This window comes from Rossellomorea aquimaris (genome assembly GCF_003315075.1).
GTDB lineage: Bacteria > Bacillota > Bacilli > Bacillales > Bacillaceae_B > Rossellomorea > Rossellomorea aquimaris_C.
Genome location: NZ_QNRJ01000003.1, coordinates 25,508 through 51,064 on the forward strand (window position 1 = coordinate 25,508; position 25,557 = coordinate 51,064).

21 protein-coding genes are annotated in these 25,557 nt (G+C 43.8%); 18 read left to right on the plus strand and 3 right to left on the minus strand.

Going from position 1 to position 25,557, the window contains the following annotated elements; genetic code table 11:
- Position 1: 1 nt before the first annotated feature.
- From DET59_RS04880 to DET59_RS04935, 12 genes are all read left to right on the plus strand, one after another.
- Entirely contained in the window at positions 2–1,153 is a 1,152-nt protein-coding gene (locus DET59_RS04880) for a CamS family sex pheromone protein (RefSeq protein WP_113968497.1), read from the plus strand.
- Positions 1,154–1,976: 823 nt separating this feature from the next.
- Positions 1,977–3,485: a sodium/proline symporter PutP gene (gene putP, locus DET59_RS04885; RefSeq protein WP_113968498.1), complete on the plus strand. Its 1,509-nt coding sequence runs from the start codon at positions 1,977–1,979 to the stop codon at positions 3,483–3,485.
- 263 nt (positions 3,486–3,748) lie between these two features.
- The gene (aceB, locus tag DET59_RS04890; protein ID WP_113968499.1) at positions 3,749–5,341 is read left to right on the plus strand and encodes a malate synthase A; all 1,593 of its coding nucleotides are present in this window, start codon (positions 3,749–3,751) and stop codon (positions 5,339–5,341) included.
- A 206-nt stretch (positions 5,342–5,547) separates the two neighbouring features.
- Positions 5,548–6,828 (plus strand): isocitrate lyase, encoded by a 1,281-nt coding sequence (gene aceA / locus DET59_RS04895; RefSeq protein ID WP_113968500.1) that lies wholly within the window; start codon positions 5,548–5,550, stop codon positions 6,826–6,828.
- A gap of 221 nt (positions 6,829–7,049) precedes the next feature.
- Positions 7,050–8,084, plus strand: coding sequence for an N-acetyl-gamma-glutamyl-phosphate reductase (gene argC, locus DET59_RS04900; RefSeq protein WP_113968501.1), 1,035 nt, complete (start codon positions 7,050–7,052; stop codon positions 8,082–8,084).
- Positions 8,085–8,098: 14 nt separating this feature from the next.
- Positions 8,099–9,328, plus strand: a complete 1,230-nt coding sequence (gene argJ / locus DET59_RS04905; RefSeq protein WP_113968502.1) for a bifunctional ornithine acetyltransferase/N-acetylglutamate synthase — start codon at positions 8,099–8,101, stop codon at positions 9,326–9,328.
- Entirely contained in the window at positions 9,291–10,097 is an 807-nt protein-coding gene (gene argB / locus DET59_RS04910) for an acetylglutamate kinase (RefSeq protein ID WP_258549572.1), read from the plus strand. Before argJ ends, argB begins: the two co-directional genes overlap by 38 nt.
- A complete protein-coding gene (locus tag DET59_RS04915) occupies positions 10,094–11,254 on the plus strand; it encodes an acetylornithine transaminase (protein WP_113968504.1) in 1,161 nt (386 codons plus the stop codon). Before argB ends, DET59_RS04915 begins: the two co-directional genes overlap by 4 nt.
- A gap of 68 nt (positions 11,255–11,322) precedes the next feature.
- Positions 11,323–12,387: a carbamoyl phosphate synthase small subunit gene (locus DET59_RS04920; protein WP_113968505.1), complete on the plus strand. Its 1,065-nt coding sequence runs from the start codon at positions 11,323–11,325 to the stop codon at positions 12,385–12,387.
- Positions 12,380–15,457, plus strand: a complete 3,078-nt coding sequence (locus DET59_RS04925) for a carbamoyl phosphate synthase large subunit (RefSeq protein ID WP_113968506.1) — start codon at positions 12,380–12,382, stop codon at positions 15,455–15,457. Before DET59_RS04920 ends, DET59_RS04925 begins: the two co-directional genes overlap by 8 nt.
- Complete coding sequence (gene argF / locus DET59_RS04930; RefSeq protein WP_113968507.1) at positions 15,454–16,401, plus strand: ornithine carbamoyltransferase; 948 nt, start codon at positions 15,454–15,456, stop codon at positions 16,399–16,401. The genes DET59_RS04925 and argF overlap by 4 nt, the downstream gene beginning before the upstream one ends.
- 150 nt (positions 16,402–16,551) lie before the next feature.
- Positions 16,552–17,001: a YueI family protein gene (locus tag DET59_RS04935; RefSeq protein WP_113968769.1), complete on the plus strand. Its 450-nt coding sequence runs from the start codon at positions 16,552–16,554 to the stop codon at positions 16,999–17,001.
- Here DET59_RS04935 and DET59_RS04940 read toward each other — a convergent pair.
- A complete protein-coding gene (locus DET59_RS04940) occupies positions 16,998–18,065 on the minus strand; it encodes an AbrB family transcriptional regulator (protein ID WP_113968508.1) in 1,068 nt (355 codons plus the stop codon). The two genes, DET59_RS04935 and DET59_RS04940, sit on opposite strands and share 4 nt — an antisense overlap.
- Positions 18,066–18,138: 73 nt before the next feature.
- Entirely contained in the window at positions 18,139–18,495 is a 357-nt protein-coding gene (locus tag DET59_RS04945) for a cupin domain-containing protein (protein WP_113968509.1), read from the minus strand.
- Between the two features lie 865 nt (positions 18,496–19,360).
- Here DET59_RS04945 and gatC point away from each other — a divergent pair.
- The 4 genes from gatC (at position 19,361) to DET59_RS04970 (ending at position 24,519) form a co-directional block, all read left to right on the plus strand.
- Positions 19,361–19,651, plus strand: coding sequence for an Asp-tRNA(Asn)/Glu-tRNA(Gln) amidotransferase subunit GatC (gene gatC, locus DET59_RS04955; protein WP_113968770.1), 291 nt, complete (start codon positions 19,361–19,363; stop codon positions 19,649–19,651).
- 12 nt (positions 19,652–19,663) lie between these two features.
- The gene (gatA, locus tag DET59_RS04960; protein ID WP_113968511.1) at positions 19,664–21,124 is read left to right on the plus strand and encodes an Asp-tRNA(Asn)/Glu-tRNA(Gln) amidotransferase subunit GatA; all 1,461 of its coding nucleotides are present in this window, start codon (positions 19,664–19,666) and stop codon (positions 21,122–21,124) included.
- 12 nt (positions 21,125–21,136) lie between these two features.
- Positions 21,137–22,567 carry an Asp-tRNA(Asn)/Glu-tRNA(Gln) amidotransferase subunit GatB gene (gene gatB, locus DET59_RS04965; protein WP_113968512.1) on the plus strand — a complete coding sequence of 477 codons (1,431 nt, stop codon included), beginning with the start codon at positions 21,137–21,139 and terminating at the stop codon, positions 22,565–22,567.
- A 275-nt stretch (positions 22,568–22,842) separates the two neighbouring features.
- Positions 22,843–24,519, plus strand: coding sequence for a M4 family metallopeptidase (locus DET59_RS04970; protein ID WP_309472429.1), 1,677 nt, complete (start codon positions 22,843–22,845; stop codon positions 24,517–24,519).
- Positions 24,520–24,648: 129 nt separating this feature from the next.
- Here DET59_RS04970 and DET59_RS21525 read toward each other — a convergent pair whose 3' ends face one another.
- Positions 24,649–24,804: a hypothetical protein gene (locus DET59_RS21525; RefSeq protein ID WP_181778054.1), complete on the minus strand. Its 156-nt coding sequence runs from the start codon at positions 24,802–24,804 to the stop codon at positions 24,649–24,651.
- A 101-nt stretch (positions 24,805–24,905) separates the two neighbouring features.
- Between DET59_RS21525 and DET59_RS04975 the strand changes: the two genes are divergently transcribed.
- Both DET59_RS04975 and DET59_RS21530 read left to right on the plus strand, forming a co-directional pair.
- Positions 24,906–25,334, plus strand: a complete 429-nt coding sequence (locus DET59_RS04975; protein WP_113968513.1) for a DUF4257 domain-containing protein — start codon at positions 24,906–24,908, stop codon at positions 25,332–25,334.
- Positions 25,300–25,464: a hypothetical protein gene (locus DET59_RS21530; RefSeq protein ID WP_181778055.1), complete on the plus strand. Its 165-nt coding sequence runs from the start codon at positions 25,300–25,302 to the stop codon at positions 25,462–25,464. The genes DET59_RS04975 and DET59_RS21530 overlap by 35 nt, the downstream gene beginning before the upstream one ends.
- The last annotated feature ends 93 nt before the right edge of the window (positions 25,465–25,557 follow it).

Sequence of the window (25,557 nt, forward strand, 5' to 3'; positions counted from 1 at the left end):
AATGAAAAAAGGGATTTCGGTCGCTCTCTCCGCACTATTGTTACTAGGGGGCTGTGCTCCGACATTTGAAAAGCAGGATCAGGTCGTTCAGGAAAATCAAGATAGCGAAGCAAAAAAAGCGATCATTCCAAGCTTCCAGATATCCAAGGAATACTATAAGACGATGCTTCCATATGAAACGAGTAAAACCCGTGGAGTCGTCGTCAATGATTTAGGATCAAGATATGATATTAATGAAATCGAAACGGGCTTATTGAGGGTAGCCCAAAATCGTTTCTCAACGGATGAATATTTTTTCAAAGAGGGACAATTCCTCACAAAGAAAACAGTTGATAGCTGGCTTCAACGAAAATATACAAGTGAACAGCTGAAAGAAAAAGGACTTCAAGAATCTGAGAATGTGGGGCTGAATCCCGTCCAGACGGAAGGTGAGAATGCACCGATCTACTTAGCCCATGTGATTGAACATAATTACTTGATGAAAAAAGAAGACAACAAGGTTCATCTGGGTGGAGTAGCCATCGCTCTATCATTGAATTCGGTTCAGTACGAAACCAATCTCTCATCTGGAACAAGAACAGTAAAAAACATTAGCAATGAAGTCTTAAAGGAACAAGGAGCGAGAATTGCCGACGAAGTCCTCAATCGTCTTCGTCAGAAAAAAGAGCTTCAAAACGTTCCGATCATGATCTCACTTTATAAACAGGCTCCAAAAGAACAGGTCGTCCCTGGTCACTTCTTCGCCTACACAACCGTTGAAGCAAACGAAAGCAGCATCCAAAACTGGGAAGGAATTAATGAAGAATTCTACTTATTCCCTTCTCCGGAAGCCCAGGATAATCATCCAAACGATTACAAAGTATTTAACGAGCTGAAAACGGATATCGAAAAATACTTTCCTGTTTACACGGGTCTGACGGGACAAGCACTCTATCAGAACCAGAAACTGTCCAATATGAAATTCGAGGTAGCCCTGTCCTTCCAAGGAAAAGCAGAAACCATCGGATTTGCCCAGCATCTTTCCGACATGGTCAGCAAGCAGACGCCAGACACCTGGGACGTGGAACTCCTCGTGTCATCATCCTATGGACCGGAAGCCCTGATTGTGAAAAAGCCTGGCAGTAAAGAAACATATTTGCACATTTACGAATAGAAGAGAAGAGGGACTAATCTTATGGGTTAGTTCTTTTTTTTTTGGAGGATAGGACTGTAGAGATGTCCAAAAAATGAAACCAAATGTCACGGATATCCGTAATCCATATATAGATTAAAAACAAAAACAAGGAAAGGTGGAAGACTGATGGAAATCATCGCACTTGTTATAGCTGGAGGGGCTTTCTCGATCGTCATGATCCTTCTTGAACAAAACAAAAAATTAGAAAAGAGAGTGAAGGAATTAGAGAACAAAGTGTAATCGGTAAAAAGCTTGGGGTATCTCAGGCTTTTTTATTTGGCTTTTACAGAGGAATGACATAAACTGTATACCCGTTTCAAGGACCCATCCAGAAAATTTTCTATTCCCCCAGTTCTCTTCATGTATATGAATGTATCATTTGTTGCAAAATAATGAGGCTAACGTTAGTGAAAACCAGTAAATGAAACAGATTTGTGAACAAAAAGTAACTTAATTTTATAAATTTTTATGAATAGATATAGCTAAAAAAGCGCTTTCATAAAAATATATGCAATTTATATGAATAATTATTCATATAGGTAAATGTATTTAGAATATTCTGTCTGTTAACGTTATGAATGTATGTTAGTATTAATAACGTTGTGAACTTGTTACGGAACGTCGCTTCGCAGAATAAACTTTTTCAAACATTATTGAGTGAATAAGTTTACAACCCGTATGCATGGGGTAAAGAACTGTTGGATTTACAATTTGAGATGTCTTTTAGCATGGGTCGAAAGTTAGATTAAGCACCTAACGAAAAGCAATACAAATTTATTGAAAGGAGAATGCTAACTACACAATGGATATAGCTACTTTAGTCACCTTTATCGTATATTTAGTTGGAATGCTCGCAATCGGTATTATTTCTTACAAATTAACAAGTAATTTATCGGATTACGTTCTTGGAGGACGTAGTTTAGGACCGGGGGTAGCAGCGTTAAGTGCTGGTGCTTCAGATATGAGTTCATGGTTATTACTGGGACTTCCTGGCCTTGCTTATGCAATTGGTTTAGGTTCGATCTGGTTAAGTATTGGGTTAGTAATTGGTGCTTATTTAAACTGGAGATTCGTCGCTTCAAGACTACGTGCTTACACGGAGGTTGCAAACGATTCTATCACGGTTCCGGACTTCTTTGAAAATCGTTTTAGAGATGGTTCCCGTCTCCTTCGTGTCATTTCAGCAGTTATCATTTTGGTATTCTTTACCTTCTACACATCTTCAGGTCTTGTAGGCGGAGCGTTATTATTCCAGGAAACGTTTGGGATGTCTTACAATCAATCACTTTGGATTGGTGCCACTGTAATCATCTCTTACACATTCCTTGGAGGATTCTTAGCAGTAAGTTGGACTGACTTCGTACAAGGTATTCTCATGTTCCTTGCGCTAATCATTACACCAATCGTTGCTATTACAGAGCTGGGTGGATGGAATGCTACAGTTGATGCTGTTCGTTCTGTTGACGCGGCAAATCTTGATACAATGAACACGATGACGGGTATTGGAGTCGTTTCACTCCTTGCTTGGGGACTTGGTTACTTCGGTCAGCCGCATATCATCACCCGCTTTATGGCACTTAAATCCACCAAAGATGTACCAAAGGCACGCTGGATTGGTATGAGCTGGATGACATTATCAATGATTGGTGCTGTACTGGTTGGTTTCTCCGGTATCGCCTATTTCGCTGATATGCCGTTGATCACAGGTGATGTTGATAATTCTGAGAAAGTATTTATCTTCTTCACAGACGTCTTATTCAACCCATGGGTATCCGGAATTCTGTTAGCAGCGATTCTATCTGCTATCATGAGTACAATCGATTCCCAATTACTCGTTTCATCCAGTGCATTAGCGGAGGATTTCTATAAAGCGATCATCCGTAAGAATGCTTCTGACAACGAACTTGTATGGGTAGGTCGTATCGGAGTGCTGCTAATCGCATTCATTGCGATCATGCTTGCTATTCAAGGGAACCCTGCGAATGGCGGAGGTACGAAGATTCTCGATCTGGTAAGTTACGCATGGGGTGGATTCGGTGCCGCATTCGGACCGATCGTCCTGTTGTCTCTATACTGGAAAGGTATGACACGAAACGGTGCATTGGCTGGTATGATCACTGGTGCTGTAACAGTTGTCGTTTGGAAACAGCTGACTGTAGCTGGAGTTATTCCATTCGAACTGTATGAAATTGTTCCAGGATTCTTCCTTGCTATGCTGGCAATCGTGATCTTCAGTAAGGTTGGACCACAACCAAGTGCTGAAATCCAAGCTGAATTCGACGAAGCTGTTGCCAAAGACATCGTAAAATAATTTCAATATCGAAAAGAGGTCCGTCCCTCGTCACTTCACAGTGGCTGAGGGACGGACCTCTTTTTTTGTTATGTTTTCTTTTTTACATTAGAAGAGATTTGTGATATATGTCCTTCTTGATAGTGTTGCGAAATTTGTCGAAAGAAAATTTTCAGAAAGTTGTTCCAAATTTAAATAGTCTGTTATATAATACAAACATGATAAATAATCTGTATTATAACAATAAAGATTTGTTTAATACTGCTAAGGAGTGATGGTGTTCAATGTCTACTAAAATGGTTGGTATCAAGGTAACTGGGGAACTTCAACCAGGCTTTGATGAAATTTTATCCCAGAAAGCATTGCAGTTTTTAGAACAACTGGAGCGCCGATTCGGAGCAAAGCGGAAAGAGCTGTTACACAACAGAGAGAAACAGCAGGAAAGGATCAATGGAGGAGAGCTTCCTCGCTTCTTGCCTGAAACAGAATCGATTCGACAAAGTGAATGGAAAGTGAGTCCGATTCCTCAAGCTTTACAAGATAGAAGGGTGGAGATCACTGGACCTGTTGACCGTAAAATGGTCATCAACGCATTGAACTCTGGTGCAAAATGTTTTATGGCATGTTTTGAAGATGCCACTTCACCTACATGGACGAACCTCATAGAAGGACAAATCAACCTCAGAGATGCAGTACATCAAACAATAGACTTCACGAATCCGAATGGGAAGCGTTATGAATTAAAAGAAGAACATGCCGTATTAATTGTTCGGCCCAGAGGCTTACATCTGGAAGAGAAACATATCGAACTGGATGGGAAATCAATATCAGCAAGCCTTGTCGACTTTGGTTTATTCTTTTTTCATAATGCAACTCATTTAACCTCAACGAACAAAGGTCCTTATTTTTACTTACCTAAATTAGAAAGTCACCTGGAAGCGCGCTTCTGGAATGATGTGTTTATATTTGCACAGGAATATATCGGAATTCCTCAAGAGACGATCAAAGCAACAGTCCTGATAGAAACCATCACAGCGGCATTTGAAATGGATGAAATCCTTTATGAACTAAAGGAGCATTCAGCAGGATTGAACTGTGGAAGATGGGATTATATTTTCAGCTATATTAAAAAACTCCGGGAGCAAGAGGATGTGATCCTACCTGACCGTTCAACGGTTTCGATGACAGCACCCTTTATGAGATCGTATTCCTTGCTCACGATAAAGACCTGTCACAGAAGGGGAGCTCCTGCAATCGGAGGAATGGCGGCGCAGATCCCTGTTAAAAACGATCCTGTTAAAAACGAAGAAGCATTTAACAAGGTGAGAGCAGATAAAGAAAGAGAAGCGCGGGATGGTCATGATGGCACATGGGTAGCTCATCCTGGTCTCGTACCTGTTGCCATGGACGTTTTCAATCAGGAAATGAAAAATGATAATCAAATTGCAGAGAAAACATTAGATGATCTAAGCGTGTCAGAGCAGGAGCTTCTTGAAGTTCCTCAAGGGACGATAACAGAAGAAGGTGTCCGCTTAAATATTAACGTCGGAATTCAATATATATCTTCCTGGCTGAGCGGCCAAGGAGCAGCACCGATCCACAACTTAATGGAAGACGTGGCAACGGCTGAAATTTCCCGGGCTCAGCTATGGCAATGGATCCGTCATCCCAAAGGAGTTCTTGACGACGGCCGGAACATCACCATCGATCTCTATGAACAACTAAAGCAAGAAGAACTAACCAAACTCAAAAGCCAAATGGGAGAACAACTGTACAAAGAGCGCCGGTTCTCAGAAGCCGTCCAACTATTCGACCAACTCATCCAGAACGACCAATTCACAGACTTCCTCACCATCCCTGGCTACCGAATCCTTTAGAGGGACGGACCTGCAAAAAGCATCAACAAAGCAAAATAGGTTGAAGACACAAGCTTAAACACTTTAACGAATTACCGCTGCAGTGATTGGAGGGACGGACCTCACAAACTAACTGCACGTCGGATAAATAGAAATTCACCAAAGAAATTCGCTTGATTCTTATAGAAATTCAAAACCAATAAACAAACAAAAGGGAGAGATTATCAATGGTAAAAGCAAATAACGAACGCGTAAACGCACTGCAAGAGAATTGGGAAATGGATCAAAGATGGAAGGGAGTATCCCGACCTTATTCGGCTGAGGATGTTATTCGTTTAAGAGGATCAATCGATATTGAGCATACCCTTGCCCGACACGGATCTGAAAAGCTATGGAATCTGCTTCATAAAGAAGACTATATCAATGCCCTTGGTGCCTTGACTGGAAATCAGGCTGTCCAACAAGTGAGAGCCGGTCTGAAAGCAATCTACTTAAGCGGGTGGCAGGTAGCGGCGGATGCCAACCTGGCCGGGCAGATGTATCCCGATCAAAGCTTGTATCCTGCGAACTCTGTACCATCCGTCGTAAAGAGAATCAATCAAGCCTTACAGCGTGCTGACCAGGTTCACTATGTTGAAGGTGATGAATCGATCGATTGGTTTGTCCCGATTGTAGCCGATGCAGAAGCAGGCTTTGGCGGACAGCTTAATGTATTCGAACTCATGAAGGGTATGATCGAAGCAGGGGCTTCAGCCGTCCACTTTGAAGATCAGCTTTCTTCTGAGAAGAAGTGCGGACACTTGGGAGGCAAAGTATTACTGCCTACTCAAACGTCCGTGAAGAATTTAATTTCTGCACGTCTGGCTGCGGATGTAATGGGTGTGCCAACATTAATCGTAGCCCGTACAGATGCGAATGCAGCAGATTTAATCACGAGCGATGTGGACCCGTATGATGCGCAGTTCATTACAGGGGAACGCACTCCTGAAGGGTTCTTCCGTACAAGGGCGGGCCTTGATCAGGCGATTGCAAGAGGCTTGGCTTATGCTCCTTATGCAGATCTTGTGTGGTGTGAAACATCGGAACCGAGCCTTGAGGAAGCCCGCCAATTTGCTGAGGCGATTCATGCTGAGTATCCAGGGAAATTATTGGCGTATAACTGCTCACCATCCTTTAACTGGAAGAAGAAACTGGACGATGAAACGATTGCTAAGTTCCAGAAAGAGCTTGGGAAAATGGGCTATAAATTCCAGTTCGTCACGCTTGCAGGATTCCATGCACTGAACCATAGCATGTTCGAGCTTGCGAGAGGATACAAAGAGCGTGGGATGGCTGCATATTCCCAGCTTCAAGAAGCGGAATTTGCCAGCGAGAAGCATGGCTATTCAGCTACGAGACATCAGCGTGAAGTAGGAACAGGCTACTTTGACGAAGTATCGATGGTGATCTCAGGTGGAACATCCTCTACAACAGCCCTTAAAGGGTCTACAGAGGCTGCTCAATTCTAATAAATCCAGTTGAATAAAAATATAATGAAGGTCCGTCCCTCGGGGGTTGCTATTCCCCGAGGGACGGACCTTTTTTAGGCGATCCGCAATCTAGTACTATCGAAGTAAATTTGTGAATAGTTTAACTTTATAGAAATTATTTATAAATATACTATTGATTTTATTAATATACATACATATAATTAGAGCTAATTTAAATTTAATCTGTGTGGTGAATAGTTATGAATGTTGGTATCGTTGGTAGTACGGGTTATGGTGGAGTGGAGTTGCATCGGTTGTTATCGAATCATCCGAATGTAGATAATTGTATTTTGTATTCATCTTATTTGGATGGTGCACCTTATGCAGAGCAATATCCACACCTCTTTGATCTGTCACATGAAGTAGTGAATCCTATCAGAATCGAGGAGATGAAGCAGCTTGATTTCGTCTTTTTGGCTGTTCCTTCCGGTGTATCGAAGGAATTATCTCAGAAGCTCCTCGGTGAAAAGGCGAAAGTGGTCGATCTTTCCGGGGACTTGCGTTTGAAGAATCCTCAAGAATACGAAGAGTGGTACAAAGGTGAATCAGCATCTTCAGATACTTTACAGAAAGCGGTGTATGGTCTCACTGAATGCAATCGACAATCCATACAAGAGGCGGAACTGATCGCGAACCCAGGCTGCTTTCCGACAGCCACCCTTCTAGGATTGGCTCCGCTTTTCCATCATGAGCTAGTTGAACCCCATTCCATCATTATCGATGCCAAAACGGGATTATCGGGAGCGGGGAGAAAAGCGACTCAATCCAGTCACTTTTCAGAGACGCAGGAAAATCTACGAATCTATAAGGTTCATCAACACCAGCACACCCCTGAAATTGAACAGCAATTGAAGGAGTGGAACAGGGAAGCGGGACCCGTTACCTTTACGACTCACCTTATTCCCATGACCCGTGGGATTATGGCTACGATGTATACAGAATTAAAAAGCACATACACCACTGAACAGTTGCACAACATTTACCAAGACTATTACGAGAAGCATCCCTTCATCAGGGTCCGTCCTGTGGGGCAGTTCCCAAGTACAAAAGAAGTGTTCGGCACGAATTTTTGCGATATCGCGATAAAAGCAGATCCACGGACGAATCGGGTGACGATTGTGTCTGTGATCGATAACTTGCTAAAAGGAGCTGCCGGCCAAGCGGTTCAAAACATGAATCTGATGCTCGGTTTAGACGAAACAACGGGACTCTATCACTATCCAATTTATCCATAAGAGGAGGAGAATCAATGAAACTAGTAAAAGAAAAGGCTGTTCAACCCATTCCTGGAGGAACGATTCTTTCACCTCTCGGGTACAAGGCAGGGGGGATGCACACCGGTCTTCGTTACGCAAAGAAAGACTTCGGGGTCATTTACAGTGAGAAGCCTGCACAAGTCGGAGCGGTTTATACGCAAAGTCACTTTCAAGCTGCTCCCCTAAAGGTCACGCAAGAAAGCATCTTGAAATCTCACACTCTGCAAGTGGTTGTGGTGAACAGTGCAATCGCAAATGCCTGTACGGGTGAACAAGGATTAAAAGATGCTTATCAAACGAGGGAGTGGACGGCCAAACGATTTCAAATTCCGGAAGAGTACGTAGCCGTTGCTTCGACAGGAGTCATTGGTGAGTGGCTTCCTATGGAGAAGATTGAAAAGGGCTGCAACGAAATCGAGGTTGCTTCGACGGAGCAGAGTGCAGAGTCTTTTCAACAGGCCATCCTAACGACGGATCTTATTGAAAAGACTTCATGCTATAGCGTGAAAATAGATGGAGAAACAGTCACAATCGGAGGGTGTGCGAAGGGATCTGGTATGATTCATCCGAATATGGCGACGATGCTTGGCTTCATTACAACGGATGCATCGATTTCATCCACCCTCCTGCAAAAAGCACTTAAAACAGCGATCGATCAATCCTTTAATCAAATCACTGTAGATGGCGAAACGTCTACGAATGACATGGTCATTGCCATGGCAAACGGGATGGTAGAGCACGACACTTTACATGAAAGCCATCCTGATTGGCATCACTTTCAAGAGGGGTTCATTCACGTATGCCAAGATCTGGCCAAACAAATTGCCAGGGATGGTGAAGGAGCAACCAAGCTCGTGGAAGTGAACGTTAAAGGGGCTCACTCCCATCATGACGCCAATATTTTAGCCAAAAAAATCGTCGGTTCCAATTTAGTCAAAACGGCACTCTTTGGCGGGGATCCAAACTGGGGAAGAATCGTCGGTGCCATGGGACACAGTGAGGTGACGATCGATCCCCATCAATGTGACATTTATATTGGAGAAACCCTCGTGTTTTCAAATGGTACTCCACAGCCATTCAATGAAGAGAGTGTAAGTCAGGATATGCAAGCGGAACATGTGATCATATCTGTCGGGTTGCATGGTGGAGATGGAAAAGGAAAAGCCTGGGGGTGCGATCTTACGTATGATTACGTCAAAATCAATGCAAGTTATCGAACATAAGCCAGTGATTGCAATCAAACTGGGAGGAAGTGTCCTATCTAAGCTCTCATCCCTTTTCTATGAAAGTATAAAAGATCTTCAGAAGCACTACCATGTAGTACTAGTTCACGGGGGTGGCCCTGAGATTACGGCGATGCTGAACAAGCTGGCCATCGAATCCACCTTCATCAATGGTCAGCGAAAAACGACAAAGAAGGTATTTGGAGTCGTTGAACAGGTGTTAAAGGGCAAAGTGAATAGCGAGTTAACACATCAACTTAATCTGGCAGGGATAAACGCAATCGGATTAAGCGGGTACGATGCCCATTTGTTAAAGGCCAGCCTCCTGGATGAAGGATCTCTGGGTTATGTTGGCAAAGTGGAAGAGGTTAACCTTACTCTGTTAAACAATCTGCTTTCGCTGAACTACGTGCCTGTTATCGCTCCCCTTGCCACTACAGACAAGGGGGAAAAGCTAAATGTGAATGCAGACCTGGCTGCATCAGCCATAGCAGAAGCCCTGGAAGTAGAGAAGCTGGTCTTTGTCACAGACGTTCCCGGAATTTTAATAGAAGGGGAAATTGTTTCACGTGTAACAAAGAAAGAAATCCTTCATTATATAGAAACCGGAATCATCCACGGCGGAATGATCCCAAAGGTGCAGGCAGCGCTATCGGTTCTGCAGCTTAATATTAAAGAAGTCATGATCGTCGGGTGTCAGGACACGATCATTCAAGATGGAGAAATGCTGGGTACACGTATAACAGAAGGAGGAGGAGGGGCGGTATGAGTCATTTATTTCCTACTTATAATCGGTTGGATATTGAATTGGTTTCAGGAAACGGCACGGTTGTTCAAGATCAAAACGGGCAATCTTATTTGGATTTCATTTCAGGTATAGCGGTTTGTAATTTAGGTCACTCTCCTCATGTTGTTAAAGAGGCTCTTGAAAAGCAGTTGGATAAACTTTGGCATGTATCCAACCTATTTCCGATTACGCTGCAGGAAGAAGCAGCTTCACTTCTTGCTTCCGCCAGCGGATTGAATTCAGTCTTCTTCTGTAATAGTGGAGCTGAAGCGAACGAAGCAGCGATTAAGTTATCCAAAAAGCACACGGGGAAAACGAAGATCCTGACCTTCAAGCAATCGTTTCATGGCCGGACGTTTGCGACCATGAGTGCAACGGGGCAGGAGAAGATTCATAGCGGCTTCGGTCCATTGGTTCCAACCTTTGACTATCTTCCTTATAACGATGAACAGGCTCTTTCCGGCGTGAAAGAAAAAGACGTTGCGGCCATCATGTTGGAAGTGGTTCAAGGGGAAGGCGGGGTGAACCCTGGTACTCTTTCTTTTTTGCAGGCAGTTGAAATGAAGTGCAAGGAGATGGATGCTTTACTCATTATCGATGAAGTCCAAACAGGGATCGGGCGTACGGGGGCTCCATTTGCTTATCAGCATTATTCCCTGCAGCCGGATATCGTCACGACGGCTAAAGGACTGGGAAGCGGTTTTCCCGTAGGTGCGATGATGGGCAAAAAAGATCTTGTTTCCTCCTTTTCACCAGGAACTCACGGGTCGACATTCGGAGGCAATCCATTAGCGATGGCAGCAGCGAAAGCGACTCTTGAAACGATAGTTGATGAAGTATTCTTGCAAGAAGTACAAAGGAAATCCAAGTACTTTATGCAGGAGCTAAAGAATCAACTACAGGAATGTCAGAGCGTAAAAGAGGTAAAAGGGATAGGCTTTATGATCGGCATTCAATTCGATATGGAAGTAAAAAAAATCATCGATGAGCTACGGATCAATGGATTATTGACGCTTCCGGCAGGTACTCATGTCATCCGTCTATTACCACCTTTAACGGTCACCTATGACGAACTCGATCAGGCACTTCACATACTGGTGGGCACGCTAAAACAGCATCAATCAGCTGGCGTCTGCTGATTTTTTTAGGGATAAATGTATAAAAATACTTAAAATTATATAAATATTCAAATGTAGGAGGCGGTTTCATGTCAGGTTACTTATGTTTAGAAAACGGAAAGACCTTTATAGGAGAAGTCACAATGGATGAAGAAGATCCCGTTCAGGGTGAGATTGTATTTTTTACGGGGATGACGGGATACCAGGAAGTACTGACCGATCCTTCCTATAAAGATCAAATCGTTGTTTTCACCTATCCGCTCATCGGGCAATATGGCGTGAACGAAGATGACTTCGAGAGCTCACAGCCCCAGGTGAAGGGAGTCATCATGCTCCAATCACCGGAGTTGTATTCCCATTATCATGCCACTTCTTCCCTTAAAGATTATCTCGGGAAGTGGAAGATTCCCTTCATGACAGGTGTGGATACGAGGCAGGTAGTGAAGGCGATCCGTGATGTTGGAAGTCAAAATGCGTGTATAGCTTATACAGAAGTGCTTCCTGAAAAAGAGAAACTCACAGGCCAAATCGAAAAGGTAGCCCTTTCTCAGATCCGTAAGATGGGGAGTGGAAACAAGCATATAGCCGTCGTCGATTTCGGTGTGAAGAAATCGATTCTATCCAGTCTGATAAAGATGGATTGTCTTGTTACCGTCATTCCCTATCATCAGCTTGAGCATCTGGATCAGATGAACGTTGACGGATTGGTGCTGTCGAACGGTCCGGGAGATCCGAAAGAAATGATGAGTCTTTTACCCAAGCTGAAGGAAAAGATCATGGAGCTTCCGACCCTCGGGATTTGTCTAGGGCATCAATTAATCGCTCTGGCACTCGGAGGAAATACCGAACGACTATTATTCGGTCATAGAGGGGCGAATCATCCTGTCATCGATAACCAAACCGGAGAGGTGTTTATCACATCACAAAATCATAATTATGTCGTGAACGGGGCCAGTTTAACAGGAACCGGGTTGGAACCGCGTTTTATAAACGTCAATGACGGTTCCCTTGAAGGGCTTCAACATATAAGCAAGCCTATCTTTTCGGTTCAATTTCATCCTGAAGCGCGTCCGGGTCCTGAAGATGCTTCGTGGATATTCCAACAATTCTATCAAACGATTAAACAACCAGGGAGAGAGAAGATGTATGCCTAAAGATTCCAGTATTCAAAAAATCCTCATAATCGGATCAGGTCCCATCATCATCGGGCAAGCAGCAGAGTTTGATTATTCAGGTACACAAGGCTGCCTTGCCCTGAAGGATGAAGGATATGAAGTAATACTCGTGAATCATAATCCGGCGACGATTATGACGGATACGACCTACGCTGACAAAGTGTACTGCGAGCCCTTAACGCTCAAAACATTAACTGCCATTATCGCTAGTGAACGCCCCGACGGAATCGTCGCAAATCTTGGAGGTCAAACCGCTCTGAATCTTGCAGTGGAGCTGGATGAAAGAGGAGTTCTCGCGGAGTATGAAGTGACACTGCTTGGTACCTCTGTGGATTCGATTCAAAAAGGGGAAGACAGAGAGAAATTTCGAAACTTGATGAACACATTGGGACATCCAACGGCAGAAAGTGCTATCGTACACGATCTTCAAGGGGCGCTACTCTTTTCTGAAAGGATTTCCTTCCCGATCATTGTACGCCCGGCTTATACATTGGGTGGAAGAGGCGGCGGTATCGCTTCAACCAGGGAGGAATATAGTAAACTCGTTCAAACCGGGTTAAAGGCGAGTCCGATTCATCAAGTACTGGTGGAAAAAAGCATTGCCGGGTTCAAAGAGATTGAGTATGAAGTCATGAGAGATTCGAAAGGAAATTGTATATCCGTCTGTAATATGGAAAATTTCGATCCTGTTGGCGTCCATACGGGTGACTCCATCGTCGTCGCTCCGTCCCAAACCCTGACAGATCAAGAGTTTCATATGCTCCGTACAGCGGCGTTTGATATTATCAGTGCGTTAGAAGTGGTGGGAGGATGCAATATACAATTTGCTTTAGACCCTGACAGTAACCAGTACTATGTAATTGAAGTGAACCCACGGGTGAGCAGATCTTCTGCTTTGGCATCGAAGGCAACGGGTTATCCCATCGCCAAAATAGCGGTGAAGCTTGCTGTCGGCTATACATTGAACGAAATCATCAATCCGCTGACGAGAACCACTTTTGCAAGCTTTGAACCTGCTCTTGATTACGTGGTCGTCAAGTTTCCAAGATGGCCATTCGATAAATTTCCTGAGGCGAATCGAGTGCTCGGAACGAAAATGAAAGCAACGGGTGAAGTGATGGCGATCGAGCGTTCGTTAGAGGCTGCTTTTCATAAAGCTCTTCAGTCGTTGGATCTGTCCTTGGAGAACGTCAAGACTGAACTAGCCTGCTTATCTCATGAAGAACTGGAAAAGAGGGTTGGAACACCAACGGATCTTCGCTTTTTTGAACTGCTGGAATTGTTGAGAAGAGGCCATTCGATTCACACTCTTCATGAAAAGACAGGAATCGATAAGCTGTTCTTGACTATCTTGAGTAACTTAGTATTCATGGAAAATAAACTAAGAATGTCCAACTTCACTTCTGATCTCTTGAAAGAAGCAAAGAAATTCCGTTTTGAAGATAAAACAATAGCGGGATTAATGGGGAAACCGGAAGCGTCCATTGAAAAAGTGAGAATGGAGGAAGGAATTGTGCCCGCCTTTAAAATGGTGGATACATGTGCAGGTGAATTCGAAGCGATCACCAATTATGCCTACTCCACTTATTATGGGGACAATGAGATTCAACCGTTACAAGGGGAGAAGAAGGTCCTGATTGTTGGAGCGGGACCGATTCGAATCGGTCAGGGGGTCGAGTTTGACTACAGTGCCGTTAAGGCGATTCATCGATTGAAAGAGCATGGATACACCACCATCATGGTGAATAATAACCCAGAAACCGTGAGCACGGATTATGAGACGGCAGATCGATTGTACTTTGAACCTATTACGAAAGAATCGGTCCTTTCCATTATCCAGCACGAGAACGTCGATACCGTACTCGTTCAATTCGGCGGACAAACGGCATTAAACCTGGCTTCTATTCTAGAGAAGAAAGGCATCCGATTATTTGGGACGTCTTCAGATATCATTGACCGTGTAGAGGATCGCGAACGTTTTTATCAACTGCTGGATGGACTGGAGATACCCCGGGTGAAAGGAGATATCTGTCACAGTAAAGAGGAAGCATTACAAGTAGCACAACATTTAGCCTTTCCTCTTCTTTGCCGTCCATCCTATGTGATTGGAGGGAAAGGGATGGTGAAGGTAACGACACCACCCGAGATCGAGAGGTTTATACAGGAAGCGGATGAAGAGTACTTTCCTATTTTAATAGATGAATTTAAAGAAGGTAAGGAAATGGAAGTTGACCTGGTGGGGGATGGAGACGGAGTGTATGTTCCCGGAGTCATGGAGCATATTGAACGGGCAGGCGTCCATTCAGGGGACAGCATGTCTATTTTTCCTTCTGAATCCTTGTCAATTGAAATCAAGAGAACGATTGAAGGTTACGCCCGGAAGATTGTGTCTTCCCTTCATTACAAAGGGATCATGAATATTCAATTTTTGCTGCAGGGTGAAGAGGTATTCGTGTTGGAAGTGAACCCGAGAGCAAGTCGGACGGTTCCGGTGGTCAGCAAGGTTCTTGGTTACTCATTAATCGATATGGCCACAGACCTTATGTGCGATGAGGCATTGAAGATAGACGCCTTTAGCCCTCCTAAAGAAATAGACGTTGTTGGAGTGAAGTATCCTGTATTCTCATCACACGCCCTGCCGGAGATCGATCAAACACTCGGAGCCAATATGAAGTCAACGGGAGAAGGATTATGTCTGGGTAAGACGGTTGAAGAAGCCCTGTTTAAAGTATTTGAAGGGTTGCATGAAGCTATAGAAACTGGTGGGACGGTTTATATAGATAGTGACCAGAAAGAATTAAAACAGTATCAGACTTCTACGGAAACTTCGTTTAGTGACTGGGTTGAAACAAGCAATGCCACTGTGTATTTCAGTCATGAAGAAACGGTTGAAATGAAGAAGAGAAGAATTGCTGCATTAGAAGCAGGGGTCACCGTTTTAACGGAAGCAGAGACCTTATTGGCCTTTATTCGAAGTATGAAAGTGAATAAAGTGAACCCCATTCCATTGGCACCATCAAAATCCGTACAGGGAGTGAGCAGAGTATGATGAATACAAATGTTGCTACGTCGCTGGTTTCCTTGAAAGGGAGAGATCTTGTCACGTGGTTGGATTACACAACGGAAGAGGTACATGAGCTCTTATCACTGGCACAGTACTTGAAGAAAAATCCTTATTCAAAGGCGTTGGAAGGGAAAACCCTTGGTATGATCTTTGAGAAGTCGTCCACAAGAACCCGTGTCTCTTTTGAAGCGGGAATGCTCCAGATGGGAGGTCATGCCATCTACCTGAATGCCCGTGATATACAGCTGGGTAGAGGAGAGTCGATCGCAGATACGGCACGGGTCCTTTCTTCTTATGTGGATGGCATCATGATCCGTACGTTTGAAACTCAGAAAGTTACAGAACTGGCCCAATACGCGGATGTTCCAGTCATCAACGGGCTTTGTGATACGTACCATCCTTGTCAGGCATTGGCGGATGTTCTCACGATTTTGGAGCTGAAGGGAACGCTGGAAGGATTGAAGGTTGTGTATATAGGGGACGGGAATAATGTGGCACACTCCTTTATGATTCTTTGTGCGAACCTTGGAATGGACGTAGTCGTTTCTTGTCCTGATGGCTATGAACCGGCTAAAGAGATTGTCGGGAAGACGGTGGAGATTGCCGGAGTGAACGGCGGCAGCTTTACGCTTTCTTACGATCCGGTTGAAGCGGTAAAGAATGCGGATATCGTATACACCGATGTATGGGCAAGCATGGGGCAGGAGGATGAAGCGAGTAAGCGTCTTAAAGACTTCAAGCCTTATCAAGTGAATGAACAGCTGCTTCAGCATGCTGCACCCGAAGTGAAATTTCTCCATTGTCTTCCGGCACACCGTGAAGAAGAAGTGACAGCGGCTGTCATAGACGGGCCATGTTCTGCCGTATTTCAGCAAGCGGAGAATCGATTACATGTACAGAAGGCCATACTGCAATCACTATTTGTTTAAAGCCAAAAGGTCCGCTTCTGGATGGAAGCGGACCTTTTAGTTGCCTGAAAGCATTTCCATAAGAGAAAATAGTACTGAACCAAACAAACACATGTAAACATATAGTGTAGGAGAAACTGTAATTAGACCGTTTTGGAGGTGCTTGTGGTTTTGAGTAAACCAACGATTGATGATTACCTGGATAATGGAATATATGGTCAGAAGCAAACGAAGCCTGATGAAAGAAGAAGGTTTCTCGGGAGCTTGCGGGAACGAATCGTCATTGCCCTGACTCAGAGTCAGGTAAGGGAAAAGGGTGTGTACAAGGAAGTTCAGGAAAGCCTGAAGAAACATCCAGAGGCGAAGCTTTTATTAAATGGTAATATGAGCTACTCCTACTTATCTAAGTACATCAAGCTCGCTGATACGTATCATGTCTCGTTTTCAATGGTGACAAATAAGGAAATCGAAACCGATATTGGCCTCGTCCTCGCTTATGATCATGCCGTTGATCAAGAGGAAATCTATGTGAAGAAAAAAAGTGAAAAGACCTCTGAAGCCAAAACGAAGCAAAAGCCAAAGAAAAGCCTATTTTCATCGATTAAAAACAAGCTTTTCTAATACTGTTGGCCCTTTTGAAAGAAAGAGAGCTTAAACAGTCCTTTCAAACTCGCTGGTATGATAAACAGAATAAACAATATCCGAAACAAGTGATATCCGGTAATGATGGAAAGGTCTGCGTTGACGGCTTGTCCCACCAAGGCCATTTCAGCCATTCCCCCCGGAGCCAGGCTGATAAAGGCAGTCAGGAATGTAATGTCATGCCAGCGACTTAATACTAAGCTTAGGCCCGCGCAGCATAATAGCAGGCAGAGGGAAGTAAATAAAGACCAAAGGATGAACTTGGACAACTCTTTAGATGAAGAGAAATTCATCATGAAACTAAAATATATGCCCAGGGATAATTGAGCCAGAATGATCAATGGATCGGGCATGTGGGGTACAGAAAACCCCGCCACCATGAAGCCGCCGATGACTAATATCGGTCCTAGCATCGCCGGGGTGGGTAAATGGATTCTTTTAGCCACAATCCCTGATAGAATGGCAATGATGAAGAATAGGATGAAGACCCACTGGAATGAGGGGACTTCGAAGGGTGGTAACGCATTCCCGGAACCGGATCCACCACCGCTTTTAAAAAGAGGGCTGAACACCAGAAACGGTACAACAAAGATGACCGATAATAAACGGATCACCTGCAGGATTGTCACAACCGTTAAGTCTATATTCTTCATCTCTTCTCCAAGAGCCACCATTTGAGAAAGCCCGCCAGGTATACTCCCTGTAATGGTTGAGGACAGACCGATCCCCGTCATTTTAGAAGTAATATAAGCAAGTACCATACTGAAGACAATGATGGCAATCGTCATCGTCAGCATGGAAGGGAGCTGGGTGACGATTTCAATCATGGTTTCCTGACTAAAGGATTGACCAATGGCATAGCCTACAATGATTAATCCAATATCCCTGAAATAAGACGGCCACGCTAAATCAAGCTTTGTCCATTTATTAACGAAAAAGATGGAAATCATGGAACCGAGGAGCCAGGACAGGGGGAGGTGAAGCAGCGTGAATACCCCGCCGCCCGCGACTCCGACGACAAAGGCTAATAGAATAGGATGCATGTTGAAAATCCTCTCATTTTATATACTCTGTTTAAAGGTAATCAATTGGAGGAGAGGAAGCAAATGGAATGCATTAGTTGGTAGGGAGATATCGCTCGGGGTCGAGTCTGCTACCTTCTGCAACAATTGCAGTCATTCCGTCCTCAGATCCGGATTCGTGCATTTCCCCTTCCTCCCAAAAGACGGCCATTCCTGGTTCCACTACGATCTTTTCTTCCCCTTCGACTCTCACCCATCCACTTCCCGACGTGATCATCAGAAGCTGATCGCACATGGCGGGATGCATTCCCAGTACGCTGTTTGCTTCTAAATAAAAGTAACCGATCTGAAATGGCTCATCAGGCTTTAATAATGGATGGATGCTCACGTGTTGGCTGTTGAATTTTTGAATGGATTTACCGGTATTTTGTTTGAAACTGTAAATTTTCATGGAATCACCTCTTTTTATAGGTTCGGTTTTGTGGATGAGAAATCCTTTAATGGGGAGGAGAGAATGAAAGTTTATCCATTATATGGGGAATGACGCAATTATAAGGATAAAGACGCAATCAGGTGTGAAAACGACGCAATTATAAGGATGAAGACGCAATTATCTGGAAAAAGACGCAATGGAAGCCTAAAATGACGCAATTATCCGGAAAAAGACGCAATCAAAGCCTAAAACGACGCAATCCCTTACGCATTGGTCCACGTGGACAGCCCTTCTTCCATCAATTTGCAAGTACCGCTCAATAAAGTCTGTTTCACATAAGCAATATCATCAATAAGGGGACCGAAAACCAAAGATACGCTGTTTTAAGGAACCGAGCCTCATCCTGTTGCCATAGTTGGAAGCTTGAGATGAAGGATGAGTATCAATTATAAGAAGCTAATAAAGAAAATTCGACATCCTGCACGATTATTTGAAATCCCGCATGATTCTCCCTCGAAGGAGAGCCGATTTTTGGGATTGGCCACTTAATCGACTTATAATCCCTACCTCAAACAAACCATACACAAATGAACCAGTTTTCACCTTTGAAAAACCTCCCGAAATTGTGTCCAACTCCTCGATTTCTACCATCTTGCATCCTCGATTCTTCTTGGAGACCATACAGAGAACCCCCCACCCAAGGTCCGTCCCTCACAAAATGGCACATACCCTCACCGATTCGTGGTAGAATGAATGGAGGTATGGACAAGAATCATCCATGCTCTTAACCATCGTTATCTCTTATCATAGTTGCTTTAATGAAGCGAATTTTGGTATTATCAATAGTATTGTGAGTGTTCGAACATATACGGAGGTGAAGAAGATGACTAGAATTTCTGAAGAGCAAGTAAAGCATGTTGCCCACCTTGCACGACTAGCCATCACAGAGGATGAAGCGAAAAAGTTTACAACTCAATTAGATGCGATTATCGGGTTTGCCGAGCAGCTGAATGAATTGGATACTTCAAATGTGGAAGCAACGAGTCATGTGTTGGATATGAAGAACGTTATGCGTGAAGATAAGCCTGTTGAAGGACTGCCACGTGAAGAAGTATTAAAGAACGCACCAGACAAACAAGATGGACAAGTACGCGTTCCATCGATCTTGGACTAAGGAGGGGACCTCATGTCATTATTTGACCATAAATTATCAGAGCTTCATGAGCTTTTACATAAGAAAGAAGTATCTGTCACAGATCTTGTAGACGAATCATACAAACGTATTGATGCCGTTGAAGATAAAGTAAAAGCATTTTTAACATTAGATGAAGAAAATGCCCGCAGTAAAGCGAAAGAAATGGATGCAAAGCTTGGTACAGACGAAAGCAAAGGTCTGCTTTTCGGAATGCCGATCGGGATTAAGGATAATATCGTCACAAAAGGACTTCGTACAACATGTGCCAGTAAAATCCTTGAAAACTTCAATCCGATTTATGATGCGACGGTTATCAATAAATTACATAGTGCCGACACGATTACGATCGGAAAACTGAATATGGATGAGTTCGCGATGGGTTCATCTACTGAGAACTCCGGTTTCCAGAAAACGAGCAATCCATGGAATCTTGAAACGGTTCCCGGTGGATCTTCAGGTGGTTCAGCAGCATCCGTAGCAGCAGGGGAAGTACCTTTCTCATTGGGTTCTGATACAGGTGGATCGATTCGCCAGCCAGCAGCATTCACGGGTACTGTCGGTTTAAAACCAACGTACGGACGTGTATCCCGTTTCGGTCTTGTAGCATTCGCTTCTTCTCTGGATCAAATCGGGCCGATCACTCGTAACGTAGAAGATAATGCCTACTTATTGCAAGCGATCGCTGGTCTTGATCCGAATGATTCTACTTCAGCGAATGTTGAGGTTCCGAACTACGCGGCGGCTCTGACAGGCGATGTGAAAGGCTTGAAGATTGCTGTGCCGAAAGAATATTTAGGAGAAGGTGTCGGCGAAGAAGCCCGTCAGTCCGTGCTTGCTTCATTGAAAGTGTTGGAAGGCATGGGAGCGACATGGGAAGAAGTTTCTCTTCCTCATTCTAAATTCGGTGTTTCAACATACTACCTGTTAGCATCGTCTGAAGCATCTGCCAACCTTGCGCGTTTCGATGGTGTCCGTTACGGTTACCGCACTCCGAACGCAGAAAACCTTCTTGATCTTTACAAGAAAACCCGTGCAGAAGGATTCGGGGATGAAGTGAAGCGTCGTATTATGCTTGGAACATTTGCACTTAGTTCCGGATACTATGATGCTTACTACAAAAAAGCACAGCAGGCACGTACACTGATCAAGAAAGATTTTGAAGATGTATTTGCTAAATATGATGTCATTATTGGACCAACAACACCTACTCCGGCTTTCAAAATTGGAGAAAAAATCGATGATCCATTAACGATGTATGCAAACGATATTTTAACGATTCCAGTAAACCTAGCAGGTGTACCGGGAATCTCTGTACCTTGTGGATTCTCTTCAACTGGATTGCCACTTGGATTGCAAATCATCGGAAAGCATTTTGACGAAAGCACGATTTATCGCGTAGCTCATGCGTTCGAGCAAGCTACAGACTTCCATACAAAAAGACCACAACTGTAAGGGGTGAAATCAATGAACTTTGAACCAGTAATCGGACTAGAAGTCCACGTAGAATTAAAAACGGACAGTAAGATGTTCTCTCCGGCACCGAACCATTTCGGAGCAGAGCCGAACACGAATACAAACGTCATCGACCTTGGATATCCCGGCGTACTTCCCGTGGTGAACAAGCGTGCCATTGAGTTCGGAATGAAAGCCGCAATCGCATTGAATTGTGAAATTGCAACGGATACGAAGTTTGACCGTAAAAACTATTTCTATCCGGATAACCCGAAAGCGTATCAAATTTCTCAATTTGACAAGCCGATCGGTGAAAACGGCTGGATCGAAATTGAAGTGAACGGTGAGAAGAAACGCATCGGAATCACCCGCCTTCACCTGGAAGAAGATGCTGGAAAGCTGACGCACTCAGGCGACGGTTATTCCCTTGTCGACTATAACCGCCAAGGTACTCCTCTTATTGAGATTGTATCTGAGCCGGACATCCGCACACCGGAAGAAGCGTATGCGTATCTTGAGAAACTGAAATCCATCATTCAATACACAGGGGTTTCCGATTGTAAGATGGAAGAAGGGTCGCTTCGTTGTGACGCCAACATTTCCCTCCGTCCAATCGGCCGGGAAAAGTTCGGAACGAAAGCCGAGCTTAAAAACCTGAACTCCTTTAACTTTGTTAAAAAAGGATTGGAGTATGAAATCGTCCGTCAGGAAAAGGTCCTTTTATCCGGAGGAATGATCCAACAGGAAACGCTTCGTTTCGATGAATCAACAGGTAAAACGATCCTCATGCGTGTCAAAGAAGGATCGGATGACTACCGTTACTTCCCTGAACCTGATTTATTGCATCTCCACATCGATCAAGAGTGGATGGACCGCATCCGTGCAGAGATTCCTGAGCTTCCGGATGAGCGTAAAAAGCGCTATGTAGAAGATTTGGGCTTACCTGCGTATGATGCCATGGTTCTGACATTGACGAAAGAAATGTCTGATTTCTTCCAGGAAACCGTTGAGGCAGGAGCGGATGCGAAGCTTGCGTCCAACTGGTTGATGGGTGAAGTTTCAGCTTACTTAAATGCCGGTCAAAAAGAGCTTCAAGACGTTAAGCTGACTCCTCAAGGATTAGCTGGCATGATTGCGTTAATCGAAAAAGGAACGATTTCTTCCAAGATTGCGAAGAAAGTGTTCAAAGAACTAGTGGAAAACGGGGGAGATCCAGAACAAATCGTGAAAGATAAGGGTCTTGTTCAAATCTCTGACGAAGGTGCCTTACTCAAGATTGTGACGGAGACCCTCGATGCCAATCCACAATCCATCGAAGATTACAAGAACGGGAAAGACCGCGCCATCGGCTTCCTCGTTGGTCAGATCATGAAAGCAACAAAAGGCCAGGCCAACCCGCCGCTTGTAAACAAACTGCTGCTTCAAGAAATTCAAAAACGCTAAAAATATAGTCACAGCCCCTGGAAACCTTATATTTCCAGGGGCTGTTTTTGTACGGAAGAGGGACGGACCTTGAAATAAATACAAGGTCCGTCCCTCTTTTCAGTTCAAGTTTTCCTGAAAAGCATGATTTCCCTGCGTTTTGTGTAGGTATTTTAACCCGATGTTGAAAAAGGAAGAATGTAGGTCTATTAACTCATTCGTTGTGGGTAGTGCTTGTACTATAGTAAATCTAATGTTTTAAATAGTCAGAAAATTCTTATAAAGAGGTGTTGTAATTGAAGAAAAAAGTCGTTGCATTAGGGTTAACAGCAGGATTAATGATGAGCCCGGTATTTTCTCCGGAAGCATTGGGTGCTCCGAATGTGAGTGAAAAGGTAAACTTCAATGAGAAGACGGGGACTCCTCAGTTTATATCGGGGAAATTAACCAAGGCATCCACCAATGCCCCGGAAACAATTGTCTTTGATTACTTAATGGAAAAACAAAAGGCCTTCAAGTTCAAAGGAGACTCCAAGCTTTCCTTCAAAGTGACAGAAAAACGTAAGGATGATTTAGGATTTACATATCTCCGTATCCAGCAGGTGTATAAAGGAACGCCTGTATACGGAGCAGTTCTAACAGCTCATGTGAATAAGGAGGGTGTCCTGACTGCATTATCGGGAGCACCAGCTACGAACCTGGATCAAAAACAAAATCTGAAACAAACCAAAAAATTATCTAAAAAAGAAGCAGTTTCGGCAGGGGAAAAAGACCTGGTAGCCCATGTAGGCAGCCAACCTGACTATGAATATGCACCGAAATCCGATTCAGTGATCTATACGAAAGATGGGGAAGCCCATTACGCTTATCTCGTAAACTATAATTTCCTTGCTCCGGAACCAGGGAACTGGAATTATTTCGTTGATGCTGTGACAGGTGACATTCTGGGGAAAGTAAATGAGCTTCATGAAGCTAAAGGTGTAGGCGGTGGCAAGCCTGGCGGCGGTGGAGGTCCCGGAAGTGGTGGAACCGATGCAGTTGGATCAGGAACAGGGGTACTGGGAGACACGAAATCGTTAAATACCTACCTCTCATCGTCTACTTATTATTTGCAGGACCGTACAAGAGGTGGAGGAGTATTCACCTATGACGCAGGGAGTCGTACCCGTCTGCCAGGTTCCCTATGGGCAGACAGCGACAATCTTTTCAATGCAAGCTATGATGCAGCTGCTGTAGATGCTCACTATTACGCAGGTCAAACTTACGATTATTACGCCGATACACATAACCGAAACAGTTATGATGGGAATGGCGCAGCCCTCAATTCAACGGTTCATTATAGCCGAAACTACAATAATGCATTCTGGAATGGACAGCAAATGGTATATGGTGATGGAGACGGCTCAACATTTGTTGCTCTTTCAGGAGGATTGGACGTTGTAGGACATGAGCTTACACATGCCGTAACGGATACAACAGCTGATCTGATTTACCAAAATGAGTCAGGGGCCATCAACGAATCTATGTCTGATATCTTTGGAACATTGGTAGAATACGATACAAATAATAATCCTGATTGGGAGATCGGGGAAGACATCTACACGCCTAATCAAGGTGGGGACGCTCTTCGCTCCATGTCTGATCCGGCAAAATACGGTGATCCGGATCACTATTCTGTAAGATACACAGGGACGCAGGACAATGGTGGGGTTCATATCAATAGTGGAATAGGAAATAAAGCGGCCTATCTGCTAAGTCAGGGTGGAACTCACTATGGTGTGAAGGTGACGGGAATCGGTACGGATAAAACCGGGGCGATCTATTACCGTGCATTAACTCAATACTTGACACCATCTTCAAACTTTAGCCAGCTTCGTTCAGCAGCAGTTCAAGCGGCTACAGATCTATATGGTGCAGGAAGTGCCGAGGTGGCGAGTGTGAACGCGGCGTACAATGCAGTAGGTGTCAATTAAATAGACTGATTGAATAGAAGGGCTGTTATGGCTCTTCTTTTCTTTGATTTATAAAGTTCCTGAACCTTATCAAGGCACGAGGGACGTATATGCACGGTGGATACTTTTTCGGCACTTTCTCATTAACTGTTATATTTGCTTCCTTTTTGCTTTCTCAAGGATCTGTTTAGCCAAGCGGTAATAGGTATCCGCTTCGACTTTTGATTCAGCTCTCTTTAAATGCATCATGTAGTTTTGGAATCGAAGTTTGTCGACTGACGAGACTTTCATCACGATTTTTCTCATTTTGGCACTCCTTTAGTGGACAAAATTGCGTCCAATTATCTATTCTGAATTTTCTGTAAATAATGTATAATAATAGTAAATGATTCCAGAGGGTGGATAGAATGTCCTTATTCGAAGTGATCTTGTTGCCAATGTTAATGGGTGGTATTGGAGGCTTAGGACATATTCTGGTTTTCAAAAATGGTCATTTCACTTTTCCGCGAAAATTTATCGATGACCAAGGTGAGAAGCACTATCTTTTTGGCTCAACAAAGGATATTATCATAGGCATTCTAGCAGGGTATCTGTCAGTATTACCGGTTGTTGAAACGGTCCCGATCTGGTATGTCATCTATATTAGTTTATTATCAGGAATCGGGGGAAGTTCCGTCATCACACGAAAAATCGAACAAAATTTAGCAAACACCAAAGCGTCTTATATCCAAGAGCTATCTCATTATCAGCTCGAACCGACCTCTAAGGGAGGATCTCCAAACCATAATGAGGTGAAACCTGTTGGCGAAGTGGAGGAAAAAAAGAATCAAGGTTGAACTGCCACCAGAAGACTATGAAAAAGCAAATCAGTATATAAAAAGACTGAAGGAGGCAGATAGCCTAGTCGAGCTGAACTACTACTATAATAAAGTGGCAAAAATAATTGAGAAATCACAAGATGTCTAAGATGAGTCAATTGAAGAGTAGTCCTATACCTATCTACTTTAACCAAAAAATGTGAGGATGAAACTGACAATTGAGTCAGCTTTTTTTCTGTTA